We start from the raw sequence: 23,331 nt of genomic DNA, 5'->3' as shown, positions 1-23,331 counted from the left end.
TTCCTTTTTTAATATCCTGTTTTAAAGTAAATACATCTATAATAATAAACCACCTCTATTTCAGCTGCTAGTTTTATATTATTTAATTTTAATTGCCCTGTTAAATATTATAACATAAGAACAACTTTTATCTAAAACATCTCCATTAGACATTGAACTATCACTTCTTAATTTTGGTATGTAAATCAAGTTCCTATCAGACGTTTTTATATCAGATTCATACTGTTTATCCAGGACAAAATTAATTTCTTCATTATTATTGCATAATTTTACAATCAATTCGTCCTTGTTTTCAGGATTTATATTTAAGAAACTATTATTATTTAATTTATAAATATAATTTTGTGATGGGTTAGTCACTATTTTGTCTACATTCATAGAATCCCTTATATTTGTTACCCATTTAGATGAAAATGAATCATAATTGCACATCATAAATTTCTTGCTTCCATTATTTAAAATAACTGCTTCTCCACTTTTAAAATTCAAAAAAGTTATTTCTGTAATAAAACTATAATTTTGAATAAATACTGCTATTAAAACTGCAGCCGGCAAATACTTTATCTTTTTATATCCCGACTTATAGAGAACATAACTCATATATAACAAAAGCATTATAATTCCCTGTTCATAACTTAAATAGATTATATCAGGACAAAATTTCAGTATTATTGAATTAGCTCCTTCCGATGCTGTAAGTACCATATTTAAAGGTATTGTAATTAAATCAAATGCCTGTTTTAAGAATGAAAATATAAGAGCAACATTTCCAAGTACAACTATAGCAGAATACAACGGAAGTAAAAATAAATTTCCCAATATAAATCCATAACTGAAATTTTGAATTGTAAAGGCTATATATGGCATGGAATAAATTTGAGAAGCTAATGTAATGCTGATACTTTCGTTTAACTTTTTAGGGAGCATATAAAATTTCATTGAAAGTTTCTTATAGTATAAAATTATACCGAGTGTAGCTAAAAATGACAGTGAAAATCCTATATCTACAACATTATATGGTTTTGCCATAATAAGAATAATAGCAGCTAAGGATAATGAGGATAGGCTATCATATTCTCTAAAAAATACTTTAGACATTTTAAATATAAATATCATGATAAACGACCTTACAGTAGCAGCTGACATTCCTGTAAAAACAACATAAAGCATGGAAAATATCACAGCAGCCTTAAAACCAAGTATACATTCTATAAATTGATATAGTATAGCCATATGAAAGCCAGAAACACTAACTGCATGAACCACTCCCAATTTTTGAAACTCTTGATTTTGATCAGAAGTTAAATATTGTGTATCACCATAGCATATACCCATCACTAAAGCCGTTCTATCCTCACCAATTTTATTTTTAAATTTATTATAAATAAATTTCTTATATTCATAAATATAATATATCATATCATGTTTCAATGGTTTATAATTCTTTATAGTATATCTTCCAATTATCCCCCTGGAAAAATCATTATTTTTTTCAAAGCTTCCATATGCTTCTATCCTCGAACCTTCTTCTAATTTTTCTGTCTTGCCTGTAAGTATAACTTTTCTTCCTTTAAAATTTCCTATAAAATAATAACTTTTTTTCTGTACTACCCTGATCTTTTCATTTGTATCTAAGTACATATTAAAATAACACATAAAACTAAAAGAAGCTAAAATAAAAAACATAGCATTAATAATAAAAAATTTTCTATCTAAGGTAAAAAAATATATTATAAAAAATAATACAGCAATAGTCATGCCTACAATAAAATCATTAAAAAACTCCATTGTAGATAAACAACCTATTGCTGTAGAAATAGAATAAAATACCAATGGTCTTTTCAATCTCCGCACCTCTTGTTTATAATATTGACAAAAAATCCAATTATAAACAGGAAATCAATTAATCCATATAGTAGTTTTCTCCATCCAATTTATAAAACATACAAAATATGAACCATAAAATTGAAAAAGCAAAAATAATTATCCAATATACTCCATCAAATATAATATTAAATTTTCCCATAAACACAATAACAATAATTTGGAAAACAAAATTTATAAATATTATAAAATTAGAAACTAAATTTTTAAATATTTTTGTATTTGAAAAACTATAAGCAAAAATTACCGAACAAAAATTTAAAACTCCAAAAGCCATATTACCAGAAAATTTACTTCCTAAAATTTGTGAAAATTTAAAAGCAGAAAATGCTAAAATAGCCATTAAAAATCCAGCAAAAATAATAAAATATTTTTTGCTTTTTATCATCTGTTTATCTATTTTACAATTAATATATTCTGTTGTTTCATATTTGTATTGATATACCAATGCCAGTGAAGATAAAAACATAGTTACTATATTAAACCATATTGATTTTATAAATATATCTCCTTCAATCTGAGAGCCACCATTAAATATTGAATTCATAAGGTAAAAAATTAAAAATCCAAAGCTGCAGCTTATTATATAAAGAAGTATTTTTCTCATTACACTTATTATTTTTCTTGAACCTTCTATTAAATTCAATAAATTCATAAAATCAATATTTTTTATAGATATATCACATAATTTTTTTACAATATTGCTTTTCGTATTGGTTATACCTATATTGGATATCTTAAGTGCAGGCAAATCAGTCAACTTCCATCCCGTCATAGCTGTAATATATCCATAACTCTTTAGAGCTTCAATAATTTTAATCTTATGTTTGGAATTAATTCTTGAGAAAATATTTATTTTTTCTCCAATACGTTTAAATTCTTCATCATCCATATTATCAATTTCAACACCAGAGATTATCTGCTGCAGCCTGGATAAAAATCCAAGTTTTTTTCCTACTGCAAATGCAGTTAATTTACTGTCTTCTGTGATTATTACAGGTTTTATTGAAAGGCTTGCTGCTTTCTTTATAGAATCTTCTGCAGTTTCCTTTAATTTATTTTCAAACCCTATAAGCCCAACAAACACTAAATTACTTTCTATATTTTCTTTCAGACTTGGTTCATAATTAAAATTTCTATATGCAAAACCAGTTACACTTAAACAATCATTAGACATAGATATATCTGCATCACGTATATCCTTTATATCATCTTCCGTTATCTTGACTTCTACTCCATTTTTCATTATATGAGTACATCTTTCAATAATGGAATCTACTGCTCCTTTTACATTAGCTCTATAGTTCTTGTCCTTTTTGTTTACAGTAGTCATTATATGTCTTTCAGTATCAAATGAGATTTGAAATATTCTTTCATGGTTTCTTTCAACTTCTTTTTTACTAATTCCAATCTGCTGTGCAAATTTAGTAATAGAAATCTCTACTAAATCATCTTTTGAATTCTCAATTTTACCATCAATAGATTTTGTATCATTACATAAAAGGCCAATATTTAACATTCTAAATAAACTGCTATCGATGCTTTCTTTTAAAGATTCCCCGTCTAATTTAATAAAGCCACTGTTTCCATAAGCTTTAGCTACATCCATTCTATCTGTGGAAAATCCACCAACTTTATCAGTACATACAACAGATACATTAGAGAACTTTTCAATACTTAATAAATTTTTAAAATTTACATTATTATTTTTTTTCAATTCTTTAATTATTATCATACTTATAAGCCATACTATGAAACAAAAGCCTACAGGAAATGCACTTGATCCTATAACAAAAATTTGTTTTATCAAATAAAATAAATCTTTATTCCATTGATAAATCAATACACTTACAACTAAAATTCCTACTAATGACATTCTGGCAAAATCGTTTAATATACTATTTAGAATGGATTTAAAGGAAATTCTCTTTTCATTATGCTCCAAAAGTAATTTCATTATATTTGCAATCTGCGTTTCCATACCTACTGCTACAACTATGCCTGTAACATCACCACTAATAACTGTAGAAGATTTGAATAATATATTTTTCATATCCGATAGAGAAATTTCTTTATCAGATATTTTAGGTTCATATTTATCAGATAAAAATTTTTCACCCGTAACTGAGCACTCATCCACCTTTAAATCGTTCGCTTCTATAACTCTTACATCAGCTAGTACTGACTCGCCTTCACCAATTATTACTATATCTCCAACCACCAGCTCATCAGCTGGAATTTTCATAGTTCTTCCATTTCTTATAACTCTGGCATAACCATAATTTAATCGCTGCAATTCTTTTATATTTTTTTCATTCTTATATTCCTCTAACGATATACATATATTATTTAAAAAAATTACAATAAAAACTATACCAGCTGCTAAAAGCAACTTAAAATATATTAACGCTATAAAACATAAAATCAAAAATAAAACCCATATTTCCTTAAATTGCATTAATATATGATATAAAAAACTCCTAGTACTTGGTATAATTATTCTATTTTCTCCATATTTTTTTCTATGAACTCCAACTTGCTCATCATAAAGCCCATAATAACTATCGCTATCTAATTCTTTTATAACTTCACTCCAGGATTTTTTGTACCATTCAAACATAAGTTCACCTCTCAAATATAAAAAAGGACATTATATACTACTTTAAAATATCGTATCCAATTATTTTAACTTTACAAATTATATTATAATACTTTATTAATATTTTTCTCAAATTCTAAATAATTTAATAGTTTTAAAATTTTATTAATTGTATTTTACCACATAAAATATCTAATAATTATGCATACTATATATTATTTTAAGATTTTAAATGGGGGCTAGAATATGTCAAAGTATATTTTAAAAAGACTAATTTATAGTGTCATCACAATATGGATTGTATTATCAGTAACATTTTTATTAATGCACTTGATTCCAGGTGGTCCTTTTGACGAAGAAAAAAAACTTCCACCTCAAATTAAGGCTAATCTGGAACAAAAATTTGGATTGGATAAACCACTTATTAATCAGTATACTACCTATTTAAACAGTATATTACATGGTGAACTCGGACCATCCATGAGATATGAGGGTAAAACAGTAAATGAAGTAATATCCTATTCTTTTCCGGTATCTGCCAGGGTAGGAGTATTAGCTGTAATATTTGCATTAATTCTAGGTTTGTTTATGGGCACAGTAGCTGCTCTTAATCAGGGTAAATGGCAGGACAGTACATCAATGATTATAGCTACCCTTGGAGTAACAGTTCCAAATTTCGTTATGGCAACTTTTTTCATTTACCTTTTTGCAGTAAAATTGCGCTGGTTTCCCGCTGTTGGGCTTGACAGTCCGTCAGGCTATGTGCTTCCATCTGTTGCCCTTGGAGCATATTCAATGTCATTTATAGCTAGATTATCTAGATCCAGCCTGTTAGAAGTAATAAGACAGGATTATATAAAAGTGGCAAAAGCCAAGGGTCTATCTGAAAGAAAAATCATATATAAACATGCCTTGAAAAATTCACTTATACCTATAATTACGTATATAGGTCCTCTTTTTGCAGCTATACTTACAGGAAGTTTTGTTATAGAAAATTTGTTTGGAATACCAGGTTTAGGTAGAGAATTCGTTCAGAGTATATACAACAGAGATTATACGACCATATTAGGTGTAACAATATTCTACAGTACATTTTTAATAATATGCAACCTTATCGTGGATATATTGTATGTAATTATTGATCCAAGAATAAAGCTGGAATCTTAGGAGGATAATAATATGGAACTACATGATGACTCATTTGAAAAAGTTTCAAATAAGGAAAAAAAATCAGAAATCATAGTAAGACCAAATATTTCTTACTGGCAAGATGTATGGAGAAGACTAAAAAGTAACAAACTAGCTATGACTGGTTTGATATTTGTAATCTTTATTACTTTGCTAGCTATATTTGGACCGTTAATGTCAAAATACAATTATTATAGTCAAAATTTAACCATGTCAAACTTGCCACCAAGTGCTTCACATTGGTTTGGAACAGATAAATTTGGAAGAGATGTGTTTATAAGAATACTTTATGGAGCTAGAATTTCTCTCACTGTAGGCTATTCAGCAAGTATTTTAAATATATTAATTGGTATATTATATGGAGGTATATCAGGATATTTTGGTGGAAAAATAGACAACATAATGATGAGGATTGTGGATATTCTATATTCAATACCAATGACAATTTATGTAATACTCTTTATGGTAGTATTTGGTGCAGGACTTAAAAGTATAATAATAGCTTTGGCTGTTGCTTTCTGGCTTACCATGGCCAGGATAGTAAGAGGAGAGATTATGTCGCTTAAACAGCAGGAATTTGTTTTAGCCGCAAAAACTCTTGGTGCATCATCATTCAGAATAATATTAAAACATTTAATTCCAAACTGCATGGGACCAATAATAGTAACTTTGACCCTTTCAGTTCCAGATGCCATATTCACAGAATCATTTTTAAGTTTCATAGGACTTGGCGTATCTGCTCCAATGGCGTCCTGGGGAACTCTTGCATCAGATGCGCTAGATGGATTTCAACTATATCCATTACAGCTGTTTTTTCCATCTCTGGCAATATGTCTAACTATGCTTGCATTTAATTTATTAGGTGATGGACTAAGGGATTCTCTAGATCCTAAAATGAAAAAATAATAGGAGGACTTATAATGGCGAAATTGCTTGAAATAAACAATCTGCGTACATCTTTTCATACCTATCTTGGCGATATAAAAGCAGTTCGTGGAGTGTCCCTATATCTTTATAAAGGTGAAGCTCTCGGAATAGTGGGAGAATCTGGAAGTGGAAAAAGTATTACCATGATGTCTATAATGAGACTTCTTCCAGAAAATGCAGAAATAAAAGCAGACAGTATAAAATTCAACAACAAAGATTTAAATAAATTAAGTGATAGAGATATGGAGAATATACGAGGTAACGAAATTGGAATGATATTTCAAGATCCTATGACATCTTTGAATCCTGTTTTCAAAATAGGATATCAATTGGCAGAGCCACTCATAAAACACAAACACATGAGTAAAAAAGAGGCTAATAAAAAAGTTATCGAAATTCTAAGACTGGTTGGAATACCAGGTGCTGAAAAGAGAATAAATCAATATCCACATGAGTTTTCTGGTGGAATGAGACAGAGAGCTCTTATTGCCATGGCACTTGTCTGCAATCCAAAGCTTTTAATTGCAGATGAGCCAACTACAGCTCTTGATGTAACTATACAGGCACAAATACTGGAACTCATGAAAAACTTAAAATCTAAAATAGATATGTCTATAATTTTAATAACACATGACCTTGGTGTAGTTGCCGATCTTTGCAACAGGATAAATGTAATGTACGGCGGAATGATTATTGAAAGCGGCAGCACAAGAGACATTTTTTATAATCCAAGACATCCTTATACATGGGGTCTTTTAAAAAGCATCCCTAATCCAAAAGAGAAAATAAAAGGAAAACTCACGCCAATAGAAGGTACTCCACCTGATTTACTTAAACCACCAACTGGATGTCCTTTTGCTCCTAGATGTGACTACACTATGAAAATATGTTTAAACAATATGCCTGAAGCATTTAAAATAGATAAAGGCCATTTTGCATCCTGCTGGCTAAATCATAAAAATGCACCAAATATAGAAAAAACTAACGCAGGAGGTAAATAAAAAATGGCAGATATTAATCCATTTATTGAAATTAAAAATCTTAAAAAATACTTTCCAGCAAAAAAAGATTTTTTTGGGAAAACAATCAGCAATGTTAAAGCTGTAGATAATGTATCTTTTACAATTAACAAAGGAGAAACTCTTGGATTAGTTGGAGAATCAGGCTGTGGAAAAACTACTACAGGTAGAACCATAATTAAGTTATATGAACCAACACAAGGACAAATCATATACAACGGTGTTAATATATCTAAATTTTCTCCAGCTAAAATGCTCCCCTACAGGAGAAAAATGCAAATGATATTTCAAGATCCATATGCATCTCTTGATTCAAGAATGACAGTAGGAGATATAATAGGTGAATCCATTGATATACACAATCTCATGAACAAAAAAGAAAAACAAAAAAGAATTCAATATCTCTTAAATAAAGTTGGCTTAAACAAGGATCATTCAAACAGATATCCTCATGAATTTTCCGGAGGTCAAAGGCAAAGGATAGGAATAGCGAGAGCTCTTGCAGTACAACCTGAGTTTATAGTTTGCGATGAACCTATATCTGCCCTTGATGTATCAATCCAGGCCCAGGTTGTAAATATGCTTGAGGATCTTCAAAATGACTTCGGCCTCACTTACTTATTTATAGCACACGATTTGTCAATGGTAAAACATATATCTACTAAAATTGGAGTGATGTATCTTGGTAAAATTGTAGAACTTGCTGAAAGTAATGAGCTTTATGATAATCCACTGCATCCTTATACTAAAGCACTATTATCTGCAATACCTATACCTGATCCTGACATGGCAGCTAAAAATAAGAGAATAACGCTGGAGGGTGAAACTCCTTCTCCAATAGACCCTGCACCAGGATGCAGATTTAAAGATAGATGCAAATATGCTAATAAAGTATGTTCCAGTCAGGAACCGAATTTAAAAGATATTGGTAACAATCATTATGTTGCCTGTCATTTATGCATTAAATAATATAAATTATTTAAATAAATTAAATTTTAATAGGAGGGACATTATGTTAAAGAACAAATTTAAAATTCTTGCAGTTACAATGTCACTTACACTTATGGGTTCATTGTTTACTGGATGCGGCACTTCCAAAACCGGCGGTAATACTACCGGTAAAAGTACAATAAAAGTAAATATTGCTGCCGATCCAAAAACTATTGATCCTGGTCTAAACAATTCAGTTGAAGGTGGTCATGTAATTACTAATGCCTTTGAAGGATTGACAAATCTAGATAAAAATGAAAAGTCTGTACCTGGTGTTGCTGAAAAATGGGACGTTTCAAGTGATGGTCTTACTTATACTTTCCATTTAAGAAAAAAAGCAAAATGGTCTGATGGAAAAACAGTTAAAGCATCAGATTTTGAATATGCATGGAAAAGAGCACTTGATCCAAAAACAGCTTCCCAATACGCTTACCAGTTATTCTATTTAAAAAATGGTGAAGCTTATAATACAGGAAAATCTACTGCAGCAAATGTAGGTGTTAAAGCAACAGATGATTACACATTAGTTGCTACACTTGAAAGTCCTACACCTTATTTTATATCTCTAACAGCTTTTCCTACCTATGCTCCTGTGAGAAAAGACATTGTTGAGAAAAATCCAACTACCTGGGCAACAAAGGCAGAAACATATATATCTAATGGTCCATTCAAAATGGTGGAATATAAGCAAAAAGACAGTTTAAACTTCGAAAAAAATTCCAACTACTGGAATGCTAAAAATGTAAAGATTGATAGAATCGAATTTAAAACTTTAGAGAATGAAAGCAGTTATTACTCAGCTTTTAAAACAGGACAGCTTGATTTAATAGATAAACCTCCTGCTGCTGAAATTCCTGGTTTATTAAAAGATGGAACTGCAAAGTCATACCCTTATTTAGGAACTTACTTTTATGATATAAATGTGTCACCTCAGGCAAAAGGCGTCAATTCACAGGCTGCTAAGGTTCTAAGTGATGCAAGAGTTCGAAAAGCTCTTAATCTTGCTATAGACAGAACCTCTATAGTAGAAAAGATTTCAAAAGGCGGTGAAAAACCTGCTACTTCATTCGTACCTTTAGGCACAAGTGATTCAAATGGGAATGAATTTACCAATAAAGAATACCTTCCCAAAACTGCTGATGTATCACAGGCCAAAAAACTTTTAGCTGAAGCTGGATATCCTGATGGTAAAGGTTTCCCTCAATTAGAAATTCTATACAATACAATGCAAAATCATCAGAATATAGCTCAAGCAGTTCAAGATATGTGGAAAAAGAACCTTGGAATAAATATTACTTTAAGAAATGTTGAAAGAAAAGTACATTTAACTGACCTGCAAAAACATAACTTCTTATTAGGAAGAGATGGATGGATAGCTGACTACAATGATGCCATGACTTTTCTTGATATGTTTACAACCGGTAATGGCAACAACAATACAGGATATTCAAATACTAAATACGATCAATTGATTGCTCAAGCAAAAGCTGAACCTGACAAAGCAAAAAGAGCAGTTTTACTTCACTCTGCAGAAGATCAATTAATGACAGATCTTCCTATCATACCTATTTATTACTATACTGAAGTTGTTTGTATGAATAAGAAACTTAAAAATGTTCACATATCAAACTTAGGTTTCTTTATATTCAGAGATGCCAGTCTCCAAAAATAACTTTTAATAAAAAGTTTATAAAATGAAAAACACATAAAAGCCATATTTAATTGAAAACTAAATATGGCTTTTATTTACATATTTCAAAAGAATATAATTATCTAACATCAATTTTATCCTTTATTTTTTCAAATGTCTTATCTCCTATTCTTCCTACTTTTTTTATATCTTCTATAGACGAAAACTCTCCATTCTTCTCCCTATAGTCTATTATTTTCTGTGCGGTCACATCTCCTACTCCAGGAATCTCCTTCAATTCTTCTTTAGACGCTTTATTTATATTTACCTTTCCATCCTGGCTTATGCCAGAACTAGAATTCTGAGGCACATTACTGCCGGAATTTTGTTTTTTATCTACGGATATATAATCTTCATCCTTCAATTTCTTTGCTAAATTTAATTTATAAGTATCTGCATCATCTAAAAATCCTCCAGAAGTTTTAACCAGATCTTCAATTCTGCTATCATTTTTCAAAACATATACTCCTGGTTTCTTAACCTCACCATTTATATAAACAGTTATGTTTCCTTCACTTTTACCGGAATTTTTATTATTTGATTTATTTTCTACATCATAACTTTTCTGTTTAAATACATCTTCACTATTCTTGCTGCTGACAGGTCTTGAATTGAAATACCCAACAATTAGAAATACCATGAATATGACCAGGATAATAATAGATCCTATTATCTTCTTATTATTTGACTTGCACTTCCTTATAATATAATCAGTTATTTTATTTATTATATTCAAAATTAAATCCTCCAGTAATTCTTAATATCTTTATTATTGACAAATATTAAAAATTATGTCGCACATATTGTATTTTTTTGATATAATGTTGTTGTATATAATTTAAGGAGGAAAATATGAAAAAATCAGTAATTTTTATTGTACTATGGTTATTTTTAATTAGCTGTAGCACATCTTTTAAAGCTTATGCAAAAGATCCGCCTCCTTCTGTTTCAGCCGACAGCGCTGTATTACTAGATGCTACTACTGGTGAAATTCTATTTTCAAAGAATCCGGATACAGCTTATCCTCCAGCTTCTACTACTAAAATAATGACTGCTCTATTGGTACTGGAAAAAACAAATTTAGATAATGAAGTTACAATAGGAAGTAATCCGCCAAAAATTGATGGAACCAGGCTTGGCCTTATTGAAGGTGAAAAATTAAAAGTAAGAGATTTATTATATGGTTTGTTGCTCGCTTCAGATAATGATTGTGCAATGGCACTTGCAGAATATGTTGGTAATGGTTCTGTAAATAAGTTTGTTGATGAAATGAATAAAAAAGCTTTAGAATTAGGTGCACTACATACTCATTTTGTTAATCCAAGTGGTTTATTTGATAAAAATCATAATATTTCTGCAAAGGATTTATCATTAATTATGAAGGAACTATCTAAAAATTCAAATTATTCCAAGATAGCAAGTACAGTTTCTTACACAATTAAACCTACTAATAAATCCAAGAATGAAAGAGTTGTTTGGAATGAAAATAGATTGATTCAAAAACAGTCTCATTATTACTATGAAGGCTGTATAGGTGGTAAAACAGGCTATACAATTCAATCTCTACATTCATATGTAGCAACAGCCATTAGAGGAAATCACCAATTAATTGTGGCTTTAGTCCATGATAAAAATAAAACTTTCTTTCCAGATGCTATATCATTATTCAACTATGGTTATAATAACTTCAAATTTGAAAAACTTTATTCTAAAGGAGATATTATAGCTAATTATAATAAAAATAATTTATCTGTGCCATTAATTGCTGCATCAGATTTTTACTATGATAGAGAAATTGGAGATAATTCTACTCCTACTTTTAAATTAAAAGACAATAATTTAAATTTAAAATCTTTTAAAAAGGGTGATACAGTTGATGAAGCAGAGTTTTCTTTAAATGGTAAAAACGTAGGAAATTTGCAGCTTTTAAGTGGTGTAAATAATTCATCCAGTAGTATTTATACTGGAAATCAAAATAAGATATCACATTTAAATATGCAGTATCTCGTTTTAGCTTCAATAATTATTTTGATAATAATATCCGCGTTTTTAATAAAAAAAAATAAAATTTCAAATGAATAGTATTAAGCTGAAGATTTATTATTAAGTACATCTTCAGCTTATTTTATCTATTAATCTTTTCATATCATCTGGTAAATCTGTTTCAAGTTCTACTACCTTACCTGTTCTTGGATGAGGAAATTTTAACCTATATGCATGAAGTGCCTGTCTATTTATGTATTTAGAATCATCATATTCACAATAAAGAGAATCTCCATAAATAGGATATCCAATACTGCTCAAATGGACTCTTATTTGATGTGTTCTACCTGTTTCCAGTGTAAGTTTGACAATATCTCCGCCCTTCATACTCTCTAAAACATTATAGTGGGTTATACTTTTTTGACCTCTGTCATCAATTATTCTCTTTATTCCCATAACATTTTCAGGTCTATATATAGGTAAATCTATAGTTCCTCTCTTATTTTCCATATTACCATGCACAATTGCAATATAACTTTTTTCAAAATCTTCACTTTTCATATCCCTAGCCAAACACATATGGGCAAATTGATTTTTACCAACTATAACGAGTCCTGAAGTATCCATATCCAATCTACTGACTAACCTTACTATACAGCTTTCTCCCTCTTCTCTGAAATGATATAATAATCCATTTGCCAGTGTGCCACTTTGATAACTCTTAGTAGGATGTACAACCATACCAGGCCTTTTATTTGCCACTAATACATCTTCGTCTTCATATACAATATCAATATCCATTTTTTCCGGTTCTACATTTTGAGTCTCTTCTTTAGCTAAATCTATAGAAACTATATCATGTAATTTCAATATATAATTCAATTTAGTTCTGTTATCATTCACTTCAATTCTTCCATCTAAAGCTGCGCCTTTTATTAGTCTCCCTGAAAATTTCTTGTTTTTTCTAAGATATTCCCTCAATTTGAGACCTTGTTCTCCTTCTTCTACATTAAAAAATATCTTATTACTGTGCATTATTATATTCTCCTGTACATTTATTTGTTAAAATAAATACCGTCAATTAATTAAAACAAAAATAATCAACGGTACCAATCAAAATTCATTAGAAGATTCAAAATTTAAAGCTAATCTGATATTGCTATAACTTCAATTTCTACTAAAGAATCTTTTGGAAGTTTAGCTTCCACACATGATCTTGCAGGCATATCACTTTTAAAATATCTAGCATAAACTTCATTTACCTTTGCAAAATCTGACATGTTTTTTACAAATACTGTAGTTTTAACAACTTTATCAAATGAACTGCCGCCTTCATTTAAAATTGCCCCTATATTTTCTAAAGATCTTTCAGCAGCTTTCTGTATATCATTTGAAATCAGTTCCCCTGTTTCTGGATCAATCGGAATTTGACCTGATACAAATAAAAAATCTCCTGCCTTAACTGCTTGTGAGTACGGTCCTACTGCACCTGGTGCTTTTTTAGTGCTTATTATTTGCTTTTTCATAAAAAAACCTCCATTTTTATTTATGTAAATTATTTATATTGAGAAATTAAATAATTTCTGCCCCTTATAGTATTTAAATGCAAAAGCTCTTTTTTATCAATAACATGTTTTATAGTACTGTTAAAAGAATCAAGTAATGCTGTATCTAAATTCTCCAATGCTTCCTTTCTTATTCTATCAACTCCAGGAAAATCTCTATTAGGTTCAATATAATCTGCTACATATATTATCTTTTCCATCAAACTCATATTCTCTTTTCCTGTAGTATGATATGTTATAGCACTTAATATATCATCATCGTATACTCCCATTTTATTTTTTGCAATAACAGCAGCTACTGCTCCATGTAAAAGCGACGGAGTTTCCATAAAGACATCGTCTATAGCGATATCATTTTCAGATGCAATAGATATAAGTTCATCACCCGGGACATATTTTGCACAATCATGAACAAGTCCTGCAATCCTTGCTTTTTTCTCATCTGCTCCATATATTTTTGCTAATTTTACAGCTGTGTCTCTAACCCCCAAACTATGTTCATATCTTGTAGCTTTAAGGTTAACCTTTAAATATTCTTGTATTTCTTCCTCATCCCACATTGTAATCACTCCAAAACAAAACTGTATAATCTTTATTTATAAAGGTTATATTCTTTTATAATTTTATATACACTTTCTGGCAAAAGATAGCCTACATTTCTATTAATTTTAATATTTTTACGTATATTAGTAGAAGATATATCCAAAAGATTGGCATCCAGAAATATAATATCCGCTGAATACTTTTTCTCCATTTTTTTCTTTTGGCATATTATATTATCAATATCAAAACCCGGTCTATTAAACACTACGAATTTACATAATTTAAATATTTCTCTCGTATTACTCCATTCCTCTATATCCATCAGGCAATCTGTCCCCGTTAGAAAATACCACTCTACATTTGTTTCTAAATCATTAAAATGTCTAAGCGTCTTATAAGTATAACTTAAGTCTGGACTATTAATTTCATAATCACTTACTACAAATTTTTTCTCATTCTTTACAGCGGCCTTTACCATATTATATCTTATAAATGGATCTGTTATTTTTTTATCTAATTTATGAGGCGGAATACCCGATGGCATAAATATAACTTCACTTAAATCAAGTTTATAAAATGCTTCATAAGCTATATGTATGTGACCATTATGTATAGGATCAAAAGTACCGCCAAAAATAGCTTTTCTAATCATACATCTTCTCCTAAAATAAATTATAGCAAATATTCAAACTGAAAATCATTTAATTTTATTGTATCCCCATCTTTGATTCCCATTTTTATTAAGTCTTCCATAACGCCCTTGTTTCTAAGTACCTTATAAAAATATCTCAGCTCATTATAGTCATTTACATTAACACTAGCAAGCAATCTATCCACAAAGCTTCCTTCAACTATATAAGTATTTTCTTCTTTTCTTATAGTATAAGTAAACTTTTTATCTTCAGGCACAAACTTATCTGCCTCATCTATTTCCATATCAGTAATAGGAATCTCACTCAATCTTCTTGCTACTTCCTTCATAAGATCATCGACCCCACGTTTTGTAGCTGCTGATATTTTAAATACCTTTCCATACCCAAGTTCTGATACTTTTTTCTGGAAATCATCGAATATTTTATCATCATATAGCATATCGGCCTTGTTGGCTGCAATTATCTGAGGCCTATTCCAGAGCTTTACATCATAATTTTTAAGTTCCTCATTTATCTTTACAAAATCTGAAAAAGCATCTCTGCCTTCTATCTGCGATATATCAACTACATGTATGAGAAGTCTGGTTCTTTCAATATGTCTCAGAAATTTGATTCCAAGACCAACCCCACTTGATGCCCCTTCAATTATTCCTGGTATATCTGCAATCACAAAGCTATTTATTCCCGGAATATTTACCACGCCTAAATTAGGATTTAATGTAGTAAAATGATAGTTTGCAATCTTAGGGGTAGCCTTTGTAACAACTGAAAGGAGCGTTGATTTTCCAACGTTAGGAAAGCCAATAAGTCCTACATCTGCCAGTACCTTGAGTTCCAATAAAATATATCTTTCTTCACCAGGCATACCTGGCTCAGCAAATTCTGGTGCCTGCCTTGTAGGAGTTGTAAACCTGACATTACCTTTTCCACCCTTTCCGCCTTTGCAGACTATATATTTATCTCCTGGATGTGATAAGTCAGCCATAATTTTATCTGTATTAACATCCTTAACAACGGTACCCATTGGAACTTTTATATAAAGATCATTTCCTTTTCTACCAAAACATTTAGAACCTGCCCCGTTTTCTCCATTATCAGCCTTATATTTTTTTCTGTATGTAAAATCCATCAATGTAGTACTATTCTCATCGGATACTAATATTACATCTCCGCCATTTCCTCCATCTCCACCGTCAGGTCCGCCAAGTGGAACATATTTTTCTCTCCTAAATGATATTGCACCATCTCCACCGTCACCTGATTTTACAAATATCCTAGCCGTATCTACAAACATTTATATTCCTCCATTTTTAACCATAGTTTAAAAAAAGCACCCATAAGGGTGCTATTATACAGTATTATTCAACTACTAACTCTTCTTCAGGTAAAGGATAAACACTGGCTTTCTTCTTGTCTCTTCCTACTCTTTCAAATTTAACTATTCCGTCAACTTTAGCAAAAAGAGTATCATCTGATCCTATTCCTACATTATTTCCTGGATGAATCTTTGTTCCTCTTTGTCTAACAAGTATGTTTCCAGCTAATACAAACTGTCCTGCTGCTGCCTTGGTTCCAAGTCTCTTAGCTTCACTGTCTCTACCGTTTCTTGTACTACCCATTCCTTTTTTATGGGCAAATAATTGAAGATCCATGTTAATCATAATTACACCTCCTCTAAGAATATATTTATATATTCACCATAACTTATCTCTATCTTTTTTAAACCAAGTAACATAGTTTCCATAAGCACCTGACTTTTTTTTATATCATTTGCCGACATATTCTCCAATGAAAAACTTAAAAATCCGTCATCTATTGAATAATTGGCTTTAAGCTTCAGCACTTCTGTAATTCCAATGAGAATACTCTGCGAAAGTACAGAAACGGCACAACATACCAAATCATAACCTTCGCTTACAGAATCTGCATGACCTTTTAATTTAACAGAAACTAAATTGCCTGATTTTCTTTTAAAATTAACTTTAATCATAATTAAGCATTAATTTTTTCTATTTGTAATTTAGTATATGGTTGTCTGTGTCCCTGTTTCTTTCTGTAGTCAATCTTTCTCTTATACTTAAATACAACAACTTTTTTGTTTTTACCCTGAGCTAAAACCTTAGCACTTACCTTAGCTCCATCAACATTAGGTTTTCCAACAACTAATTCGCCATCTTCCTTGCTTACTGCAAGTACATTGTCGATTTCAACTGTTGAATCAACATCAGCATTGATCTTTTCAACATATATAACGTCTCCTTCTGAAACCTTATACTGTTTTCCTCCTGTAACTACAACTGCGTACATAAAAACACCTCCTCAATCCAGTCTCGCCTAAAAGGTATGTAATGAATATTGATTACATTTTTAACCTATTTCGTGCGGTCTACACATGGTATTTTAGCATATATGACTTTCTTTGTAAAGTTTTTGCCTCAAATTTTATATTTTTTCAATTTCTCTATTTGGTTTGAAAATACAAGTGGTTCTACATGAAAGCACATACTTTCTTTATAGGTTAAATATATATTTTTTTTCAATGCTCCTATACTTTTTAAAAATTCATATGTATCTTTTTCTATATCGCTTCTATAAGCATTACCTATTTCTACATGAATATGTTCTATATTGCCATCTGTTTTCATTTTTTCTATTTCGTTTTTTATATTCATGCTGATATAAGAAAATTTTATTCTGCTTCCTCTTCCCTGACAGCAGCTGCAATCCTCATCTATATAATAATCTATGGATTTTCCCGATCTTCTTCTGGCTATTTGAATTAAATTAAGTTCTGTAAAAGGATAAACTACAGTTTTGTTTTTGTCATCTAAAAATCCTTTTTTAAGTACATCCATTATACTGTTTTTATTCTGAATACTATCCATATCTATAAAATCTATTAAAATAATACCACTTAAATTTCTGAGTCTTATCTGTCTTACAATTTCTTCCGACGCCTCATAATTTGTGGTAAACACAGTATTTTTCATGGATTTGTTTTTTATATTTTTCCCTGAATTTACATCTATAACATACATTGCCTCAGTTCTATCTATTACTATGTATCCACCACATTTTAAATAAACTCTTTTATTTCTAAGCTTTAATATTTCCTTTTCAATATCATAATAACTAAAAATATTCCTGCTGCCTCTATAAAATTCAACATTGTCTTTATTATAATCATACAGACTAAGCATTTTAATTATTTTATCATAATCATCACTTTGATTTACATATATTTTAAAGTTATCTTCATCAAGCTTATCTCTTAAGGTTTTTTCTATAATTCCACCATCATCAAACACGAGACCCGGCTTTGAAGAATATCTACTTTTTTTTAAAATTTCTTCATATGTTTGATACAATCTATTAAATTCAGATTGTATAATTTCAGGCGAAACATTTTGTCCGGAAGTCCTAATCATAATACCAGTATCTTCAGGTATCTTCAATTTGCTGCAAATTAGCTCTTTAAAGTCACAATCATGAATTTTTCTTGAAAACTGTATGCTTTTATTGAAACCGTCCAGAACGCAATACTTCCCCGACACAGTTATAGAACTAACTACCTTGGCACCTTTTCTGTCAATATCATCTTTTGAAATTTGAACTAAAACTTCATCGCCCTTTTTCAATCTATTATTTTTAAATCTGCCGTCGATGTACATATATGCATTTTTATCTTTACCTATATCTACAAAAGCACATTTAATTGCAGGGACAATGTTTTTTACAACTCCTTTATATATTTCTCCTGGATAGACTTCTCCTGCTTCTTTAAAAAATAATTCCCTTAACAAATCATCCTTTTTTATGACAATTCTTAAAAGTTCACTGCTTCTATCTATATAAATATACTGCAAAAATTGACACCACACTTTCCAGATAAGAATTAACTAACAGTCAATAACATATTTATACAAAGGTACCAGCTTGTTTTTCAGATTTCCATACATTTCTTCTCTTCTTATATCTATAAAAGCATCTTTATCTGTATTTTCAGTATTTTCCTGTATATACCTTGATAAAAGTTCCGCCGATAAATTTTCCCTGCTTCCACAGCTTATGATAGTATCTATAACAAGTACATTGCCGTCTATTTTATACTTAATCATCTTCACAAGTTTTTTTATATCAACTTCTGCTTCTCCTCTTTTAGTCTTTTTAATTGTATTCCAACACTCTTCATTCATTAAATCATTCATACTTTGAGAAATAGCCTGTGAATTTAGATATTTTATCTTGATTATATATTTGGCTGCATAAACTTCAGCCATAGACTTAAATATTTTTTTATTTTCAGCATCTTTTATTTTCTCAACTTCAAATATCCTTATTCCCATAGGTGCATTTTTATTTAACTTTTCTTTTATTTCATCTTCATCTGTTTCTTCTTCAAAATTAAGATCCATGTACTCACCACAAGAATAAATTCCAACTGCAAGAGGTTGTGCAATAGACATATTTATATGTGGATTAAATCCTTTAGAATATTCTACTTTAAGTTTTGATCTTCTTATCATTCTCTGTATTGTCCTCATAAGGTCTAGATGTCCTATAAATTTTATACTGCTTTCCTTACTGAACTTTATTAAATACCGCACCGCTAAAGCACTTCCCCTCTAAATTAACATTTACTCCACAATTTTCGCAGCCCATTCTACAATCTTGAGTGATTTCCGCCTTCTTAGCTTTCTCATTTTCTCTTATCAAATATTCTTTATCAACACCTATATCTATGAAATCCCAGGGAAGTATCTCCTCATAACCTCTCTCTCTATAAGCATAGAAATCCCCATCAATACCACATTTCTCAAAGGCTGACTTCCATTTGTCAAAATCAAAGTACTCAGACCATCCGTCAAACTTAATCCCCATCTTGAATGCTTCTACAAGTACATCACAAAGCTTCCTGTCGCCTCTTGCAAATACTGCCTCTAAATAGCTTACAGGACTCTCATGCCAATTATAATTTATCTGTTTTCTCTTTATAGACCTTCTGAGTTCTCCTATTTCATTTTTTACATCTTCCATTTTTATTTGAGGTGACCATTGAAAAGGTGTAAAAGGCTTTGGAACAAATATTGAGGTACTTACAGTTACCTTCAATCCTTTCTTCCTTTTTTCCTTTGGAACAGCAAAGTATTCATCTACAACTTTTTCAGCCAGACTTGAAATTCCAATTATATCGTCCATGGTTTCATATGGAAGACCTATCATAAAATACAATTTTATAGTAGACCACCCTGATTCAAAAGCACTTTTAACAGAGTCCATGAGATTTTTCTCGGTAACTCCTTTATTTATTACATCACGCATTCTCTGGCTTCCAGCCTCAGGTGCAAAAGTAAGCCCAGTTTTTCTTACCTTCTGTATTTCATTTATAAGTCCTACAGAAAAAGAATCAACCCTTAAAGATGGAAGTGAAACTCCAACCTTGTCACTTTTGTGTTCTTCTATAAAGCCATATACAAGATTTTTTAAATCTGAGTAATCGCAAATACTCAGTGATGTTAAAGATACTTCTGAATATCCGGTACTTTTTATAAGCTCATCTGCTTGCTTCAATAAAGTATCTACTTTTTTCTCTCTAACAGGTCTATACACCATACCTGCCTGACAGAACCTGCATCCCCTAGTACATCCCCTAAAAGTTTCAAGCATTATCCTATCATGAACTATATCAGTATATGGAACTATTAATTTATCAGGATAAACAACTTCGTTCATGTCCTTAACTATTCTCTTTTTAACTTTTGATGGTATATAATCATATAAAGGTTTAAATTCTTTTATAGTTCCATCCTCATTATAACTAACGTCATACATAGAAGGTACATAGACTCCTCCTATACTGGCAGCCTTTCTTAAAAATTCTTTTTTCTTTCCCTTTCCCTTTCCCTTAAACTTATTGTAAAGCTCAACTACATCCTGGAGCTGCTGTTCACCTTCTCCAAGACAGAATAAATCAGCTATATCATATAACGGTTCTGGATTATAAGCACATGGTCCACCACATAAAACTACAGGATCATTTTCTCCCCTTTCAGAAGCTCTTACAGGCACTCCCGCTAAATCAAGCATATTAAGTATATTTGTGTAACTCATCTCATATTGAAGTGTAAATCCTATAAAATCAAAGTCCTTAATAGGGTCCTTGCTTTCTAAAGCATACAATGGGATATTATTTTCCCTCATAAGCTCTTCAAGATCTGGCCATGGTGCAAAAACTCTCTCACAGTAGGTATCTTCCCTTTCATTTAAAACATAGTAAAGTATTTTCATTCCAAGATGTGACATACCAACTTCATATACATCCGGAAAACAAAATGCAAATCTAATATCTATTTTATCCTTATCCTTTATATAAGAGTTCATTTCTCCTCCTATATATCTGGCTGGTTTTTCAACTTTAAACAATATATCATCATTAATTCTGTTCATTAAATTCCTCCTCTTAAGTACCATTTCTATATTCTAACATAACAAATAAACTTTTTAAATAATTTGCCATAAAAACTAAGGTTATGGACTATTCTTATATTTCATAAATTTCTCCAAACTCATATTTCCATATACCTTAAGTCCTTCTATTATCTGTTCTTCGTATATAATGTCCAAAATATTCATAGTATCATCCAATACCATAAACACATTATATTTGTTCTTGTCAAATAAGCCCATAGCTGTAAGAAGATCCTGTTTATAATGTATAGACACGTTTCTATTTTCTATATAACCTCTTTTTATAAATTTATACTTTTTTTTAATAATATCACCCATAATTATATATGATGCCCTTTCTTTTTCTCTAAGTGACGAGACAACTATAAATAATCCTATAATTCCAATATTAAAAACACTTTTTTCTTTTAAAAAATTTATCATATAAATAAGCATTAATATACTTCCTATAATAATGCTTATCACAATCATTATTCTATTGGCCTTTCTATAATCAACTTTAAAATTAAGAATATCTCTGAATATTCTTCCGCCATCCAGCGGGAAAGCAGGTATTAAATTAAAAATACCTATAATCAAATTTATAGAAAAAAGCATATAGAAAATATCCATATTTAATTTTCTATATAATGCATAAGATATTATTGAAAAAATTATATTGAACAAAGGTGCAGAGGAAGATATTATAATGTCTTCCATTTTATCAGCTTCATCTAAATCTTTTAATTTTATAACTGTTCCTACAGCTATAAATTCTATATCAAATCCTGAAATTTTATAATATCTGGCAAATAAATAATGAATCAATTCATGGCAGAAAACTATTATAAAAGTAATTGCAATCTGCCCTCTATAGCCTATGATAACTAAAAATATTACATAAGGAATAAAATATCTACTTATTTTTATCAAAAGATTACCTCAAATTCTATTGTGATATGTTGATTTGAAGTCTATTAATCATACTTTTTGCTTCACTTTCCATCTCTTTTAAATCAATGTTTCTTAAATTATGTTTTAAATTGTTGTAATCATAGGTCTCGCTTACTACTTTTTTAGAATAATTGTATACAGTCTTAGTTTGAGGAGTTTGTATAATTTTACACACTCCTATAATTATAGATAAAATTAAAACTCCGCTTAAATCCCTTATAATCCTTTTGGTAATAAAGTTTATTTTATCAAATCTGTTATTTTTATTTGAAATTTTATCATAACGTGGAGAATATTTAACACCCCTCTTTAATTGATTATAATAATCTTCATACTGCGAATTGTAATATCCCAAAGCTTATCACCTTTCCATATCATTGTATATAGTCTATATATATTTTTATATATTTTAAATTATGACAATTAAGTTATGAGCTGTAATCAGACATAAAAAAAAGACTTCATAAATGAAGTCTCTTTGTCAAAATAAATTAAGTTTATTTCTGTACACAGTGCATTCCAATAACTTTTGCAAAAATTTCTGCTGCTGCCAAATTAGTAGCAAGCGGTACACTATGAACATCGCATATTCTAAGAAGTGCTGATACATCAGGTTCATGAGGTTGTGCAGTAAGTGGATCTCTCAAGAAAAATACAAGATCTACCTTGCCTTCTGCCACTTTTCCTCCTATTTCCTGATCGCCGCCGAGAGGTCCTGAAAGAAATCCGTGAACCTTTAATCCTGTAGCTTCACTTATAAGTTTTGCTGTAGTGCCTGTCCCAAATAACTCATGTCCTTCAAAAATGTTTTTATATCTTTTTACAAAGTCTATAATGTCATCTTTCTTTTTATCATGTGCTATAAATGCAATTTTCATTATGTTTCCTC

The 23,331-nt window shown here is 30.2% G+C and carries 23 protein-coding genes; 6 read left to right on the top strand and 17 right to left on the bottom strand.

From position 1 onward, the window contains the following. Positions 1-78: 78 nt before the first annotated feature. The gene (locus J2Z42_RS08255) at positions 79-1,854 is read right to left on the bottom strand and encodes a ComEC/Rec2 family competence protein (protein WP_439897321.1); all 1,776 of its coding nucleotides are present in this window, start codon (positions 1,852-1,854) and stop codon (positions 79-81) included. Between the two features lie 49 nt (positions 1,855-1,903). Continuing rightward, the gene (locus J2Z42_RS08250; protein ID WP_209702174.1) at positions 1,904-4,504 is read right to left on the bottom strand and encodes a cation-translocating P-type ATPase; all 2,601 of its coding nucleotides are present in this window, start codon (positions 4,502-4,504) and stop codon (positions 1,904-1,906) included. Positions 4,505-4,729: 225 nt separating this feature from the next. On the opposite strand from J2Z42_RS08250, the gene J2Z42_RS08245 reads away from it, so the two are divergent. The 5 genes from J2Z42_RS08245 to J2Z42_RS08225 are packed head-to-tail and all read left to right on the top strand — an operon-like array spanning position 4,730 to position 10,279. Beyond that, positions 4,730-5,650 carry an ABC transporter permease gene (locus tag J2Z42_RS08245; protein ID WP_209702173.1) on the top strand — a complete coding sequence of 307 codons (921 nt, stop codon included), beginning with the start codon at positions 4,730-4,732 and terminating at the stop codon, positions 5,648-5,650. 12 nt (positions 5,651-5,662) lie between these two features. After that, positions 5,663-6,577 (top strand): ABC transporter permease, encoded by a 915-nt coding sequence (locus J2Z42_RS08240; protein WP_209702172.1) that lies wholly within the window; start codon positions 5,663-5,665, stop codon positions 6,575-6,577. Positions 6,578-6,591: 14 nt separating this feature from the next. After that, positions 6,592-7,599, top strand: a complete 1,008-nt coding sequence (locus tag J2Z42_RS08235) for an ABC transporter ATP-binding protein (RefSeq protein WP_209702171.1) — start codon at positions 6,592-6,594, stop codon at positions 7,597-7,599. A 3-nt stretch (positions 7,600-7,602) separates the two neighbouring features. Further along, positions 7,603-8,586: an ABC transporter ATP-binding protein gene (locus J2Z42_RS08230; RefSeq protein WP_209702170.1), complete on the top strand. Its 984-nt coding sequence runs from the start codon at positions 7,603-7,605 to the stop codon at positions 8,584-8,586. A gap of 43 nt (positions 8,587-8,629) precedes the next feature. After that, complete coding sequence (locus J2Z42_RS08225) at positions 8,630-10,279, top strand: peptide ABC transporter substrate-binding protein (protein WP_209702169.1); 1,650 nt, start codon at positions 8,630-8,632, stop codon at positions 10,277-10,279. Between the two features lie 97 nt (positions 10,280-10,376). Here the strand turns inward: J2Z42_RS08225 and J2Z42_RS08220 are convergent, their stop codons facing one another. After that, the gene (locus tag J2Z42_RS08220; protein ID WP_209702211.1) at positions 10,377-10,937 is read right to left on the bottom strand and encodes a helix-hairpin-helix domain-containing protein; all 561 of its coding nucleotides are present in this window, start codon (positions 10,935-10,937) and stop codon (positions 10,377-10,379) included. Positions 10,938-11,149: 212 nt separating this feature from the next. On the opposite strand from J2Z42_RS08220, the gene J2Z42_RS08215 reads away from it, so the two are divergent. Next, positions 11,150-12,379, top strand: a complete 1,230-nt coding sequence (locus tag J2Z42_RS08215; RefSeq protein ID WP_209702168.1) for a D-alanyl-D-alanine carboxypeptidase family protein — start codon at positions 11,150-11,152, stop codon at positions 12,377-12,379. Positions 12,380-12,412: 33 nt separating this feature from the next. Here J2Z42_RS08215 and J2Z42_RS08210 read toward each other — a convergent pair whose 3' ends face one another. From J2Z42_RS08210 to mgsA, 14 genes are all read right to left on the bottom strand, one after another. Continuing rightward, a complete protein-coding gene (locus J2Z42_RS08210) occupies positions 12,413-13,315 on the bottom strand; it encodes an RluA family pseudouridine synthase (protein WP_209702167.1) in 903 nt (300 codons plus the stop codon). A 110-nt stretch (positions 13,316-13,425) separates the two neighbouring features. Further along, positions 13,426-13,806 (bottom strand): RidA family protein, encoded by a 381-nt coding sequence (locus tag J2Z42_RS08205; protein WP_209702166.1) that lies wholly within the window; start codon positions 13,804-13,806, stop codon positions 13,426-13,428. A 29-nt stretch (positions 13,807-13,835) separates the two neighbouring features. After that, the gene (gene yqeK, locus J2Z42_RS08200) at positions 13,836-14,405 is read right to left on the bottom strand and encodes a bis(5'-nucleosyl)-tetraphosphatase (symmetrical) YqeK (RefSeq protein WP_209702165.1); all 570 of its coding nucleotides are present in this window, start codon (positions 14,403-14,405) and stop codon (positions 13,836-13,838) included. Positions 14,406-14,437: 32 nt separating this feature from the next. Beyond that, the gene (nadD, locus tag J2Z42_RS08195; protein WP_209702164.1) at positions 14,438-15,040 is read right to left on the bottom strand and encodes a nicotinate-nucleotide adenylyltransferase; all 603 of its coding nucleotides are present in this window, start codon (positions 15,038-15,040) and stop codon (positions 14,438-14,440) included. Between the two features lie 20 nt (positions 15,041-15,060). After that, positions 15,061-16,335: a GTPase ObgE gene (obgE, locus tag J2Z42_RS08190; protein WP_209702163.1), complete on the bottom strand. Its 1,275-nt coding sequence runs from the start codon at positions 16,333-16,335 to the stop codon at positions 15,061-15,063. Positions 16,336-16,399: 64 nt separating this feature from the next. Beyond that, positions 16,400-16,702, bottom strand: a complete 303-nt coding sequence (gene rpmA, locus J2Z42_RS08185) for a 50S ribosomal protein L27 (RefSeq protein ID WP_209702162.1) — start codon at positions 16,700-16,702, stop codon at positions 16,400-16,402. A 2-nt stretch (positions 16,703-16,704) separates the two neighbouring features. After that, positions 16,705-17,031 (bottom strand): ribosomal-processing cysteine protease Prp, encoded by a 327-nt coding sequence (locus tag J2Z42_RS08180; RefSeq protein WP_209702161.1) that lies wholly within the window; start codon positions 17,029-17,031, stop codon positions 16,705-16,707. A gap of 2 nt (positions 17,032-17,033) precedes the next feature. Continuing rightward, a complete protein-coding gene (gene rplU, locus J2Z42_RS08175) occupies positions 17,034-17,348 on the bottom strand; it encodes a 50S ribosomal protein L21 (protein WP_209702160.1) in 315 nt (104 codons plus the stop codon). 128 nt (positions 17,349-17,476) lie between these two features. Further along, positions 17,477-18,907: an Rne/Rng family ribonuclease gene (locus J2Z42_RS08170; protein WP_209702159.1), complete on the bottom strand. Its 1,431-nt coding sequence runs from the start codon at positions 18,905-18,907 to the stop codon at positions 17,477-17,479. 33 nt (positions 18,908-18,940) lie between these two features. After that, positions 18,941-19,648, bottom strand: a complete 708-nt coding sequence (locus J2Z42_RS08165) for a TIGR03936 family radical SAM-associated protein (RefSeq protein ID WP_209702158.1) — start codon at positions 19,646-19,648, stop codon at positions 18,941-18,943. Beyond that, the gene (locus J2Z42_RS08160) at positions 19,623-21,488 is read right to left on the bottom strand and encodes a TIGR03960 family B12-binding radical SAM protein (protein WP_209702157.1); all 1,866 of its coding nucleotides are present in this window, start codon (positions 21,486-21,488) and stop codon (positions 19,623-19,625) included. Before J2Z42_RS08160 ends, J2Z42_RS08165 begins: the two co-directional genes overlap by 26 nt. An 81-nt stretch (positions 21,489-21,569) precedes the next feature. Next, entirely contained in the window at positions 21,570-22,421 is an 852-nt protein-coding gene (locus tag J2Z42_RS08155; protein WP_209702156.1) for a M50 family metallopeptidase, read from the bottom strand. A 16-nt stretch (positions 22,422-22,437) separates the two neighbouring features. Then, complete coding sequence (locus tag J2Z42_RS08150; protein ID WP_209702155.1) at positions 22,438-22,797, bottom strand: endopeptidase; 360 nt, start codon at positions 22,795-22,797, stop codon at positions 22,438-22,440. 142 nt (positions 22,798-22,939) lie between these two features. Then, the gene (gene mgsA / locus J2Z42_RS08145) at positions 22,940-23,320 is read right to left on the bottom strand and encodes a methylglyoxal synthase (RefSeq protein WP_209702154.1); all 381 of its coding nucleotides are present in this window, start codon (positions 23,318-23,320) and stop codon (positions 22,940-22,942) included. Positions 23,321-23,331: the final 11 nt, after the last annotated feature.

The organism is Clostridium algifaecis, from assembly GCF_017874415.1.
Classification (GTDB): domain Bacteria; phylum Bacillota; class Clostridia; order Clostridiales; family Clostridiaceae; genus Clostridium_B; species Clostridium_B algifaecis.
The sequence above is the reverse complement of the archived record's forward strand: the minus strand, read 5'-3'. Positions and strand labels throughout refer to the sequence as shown.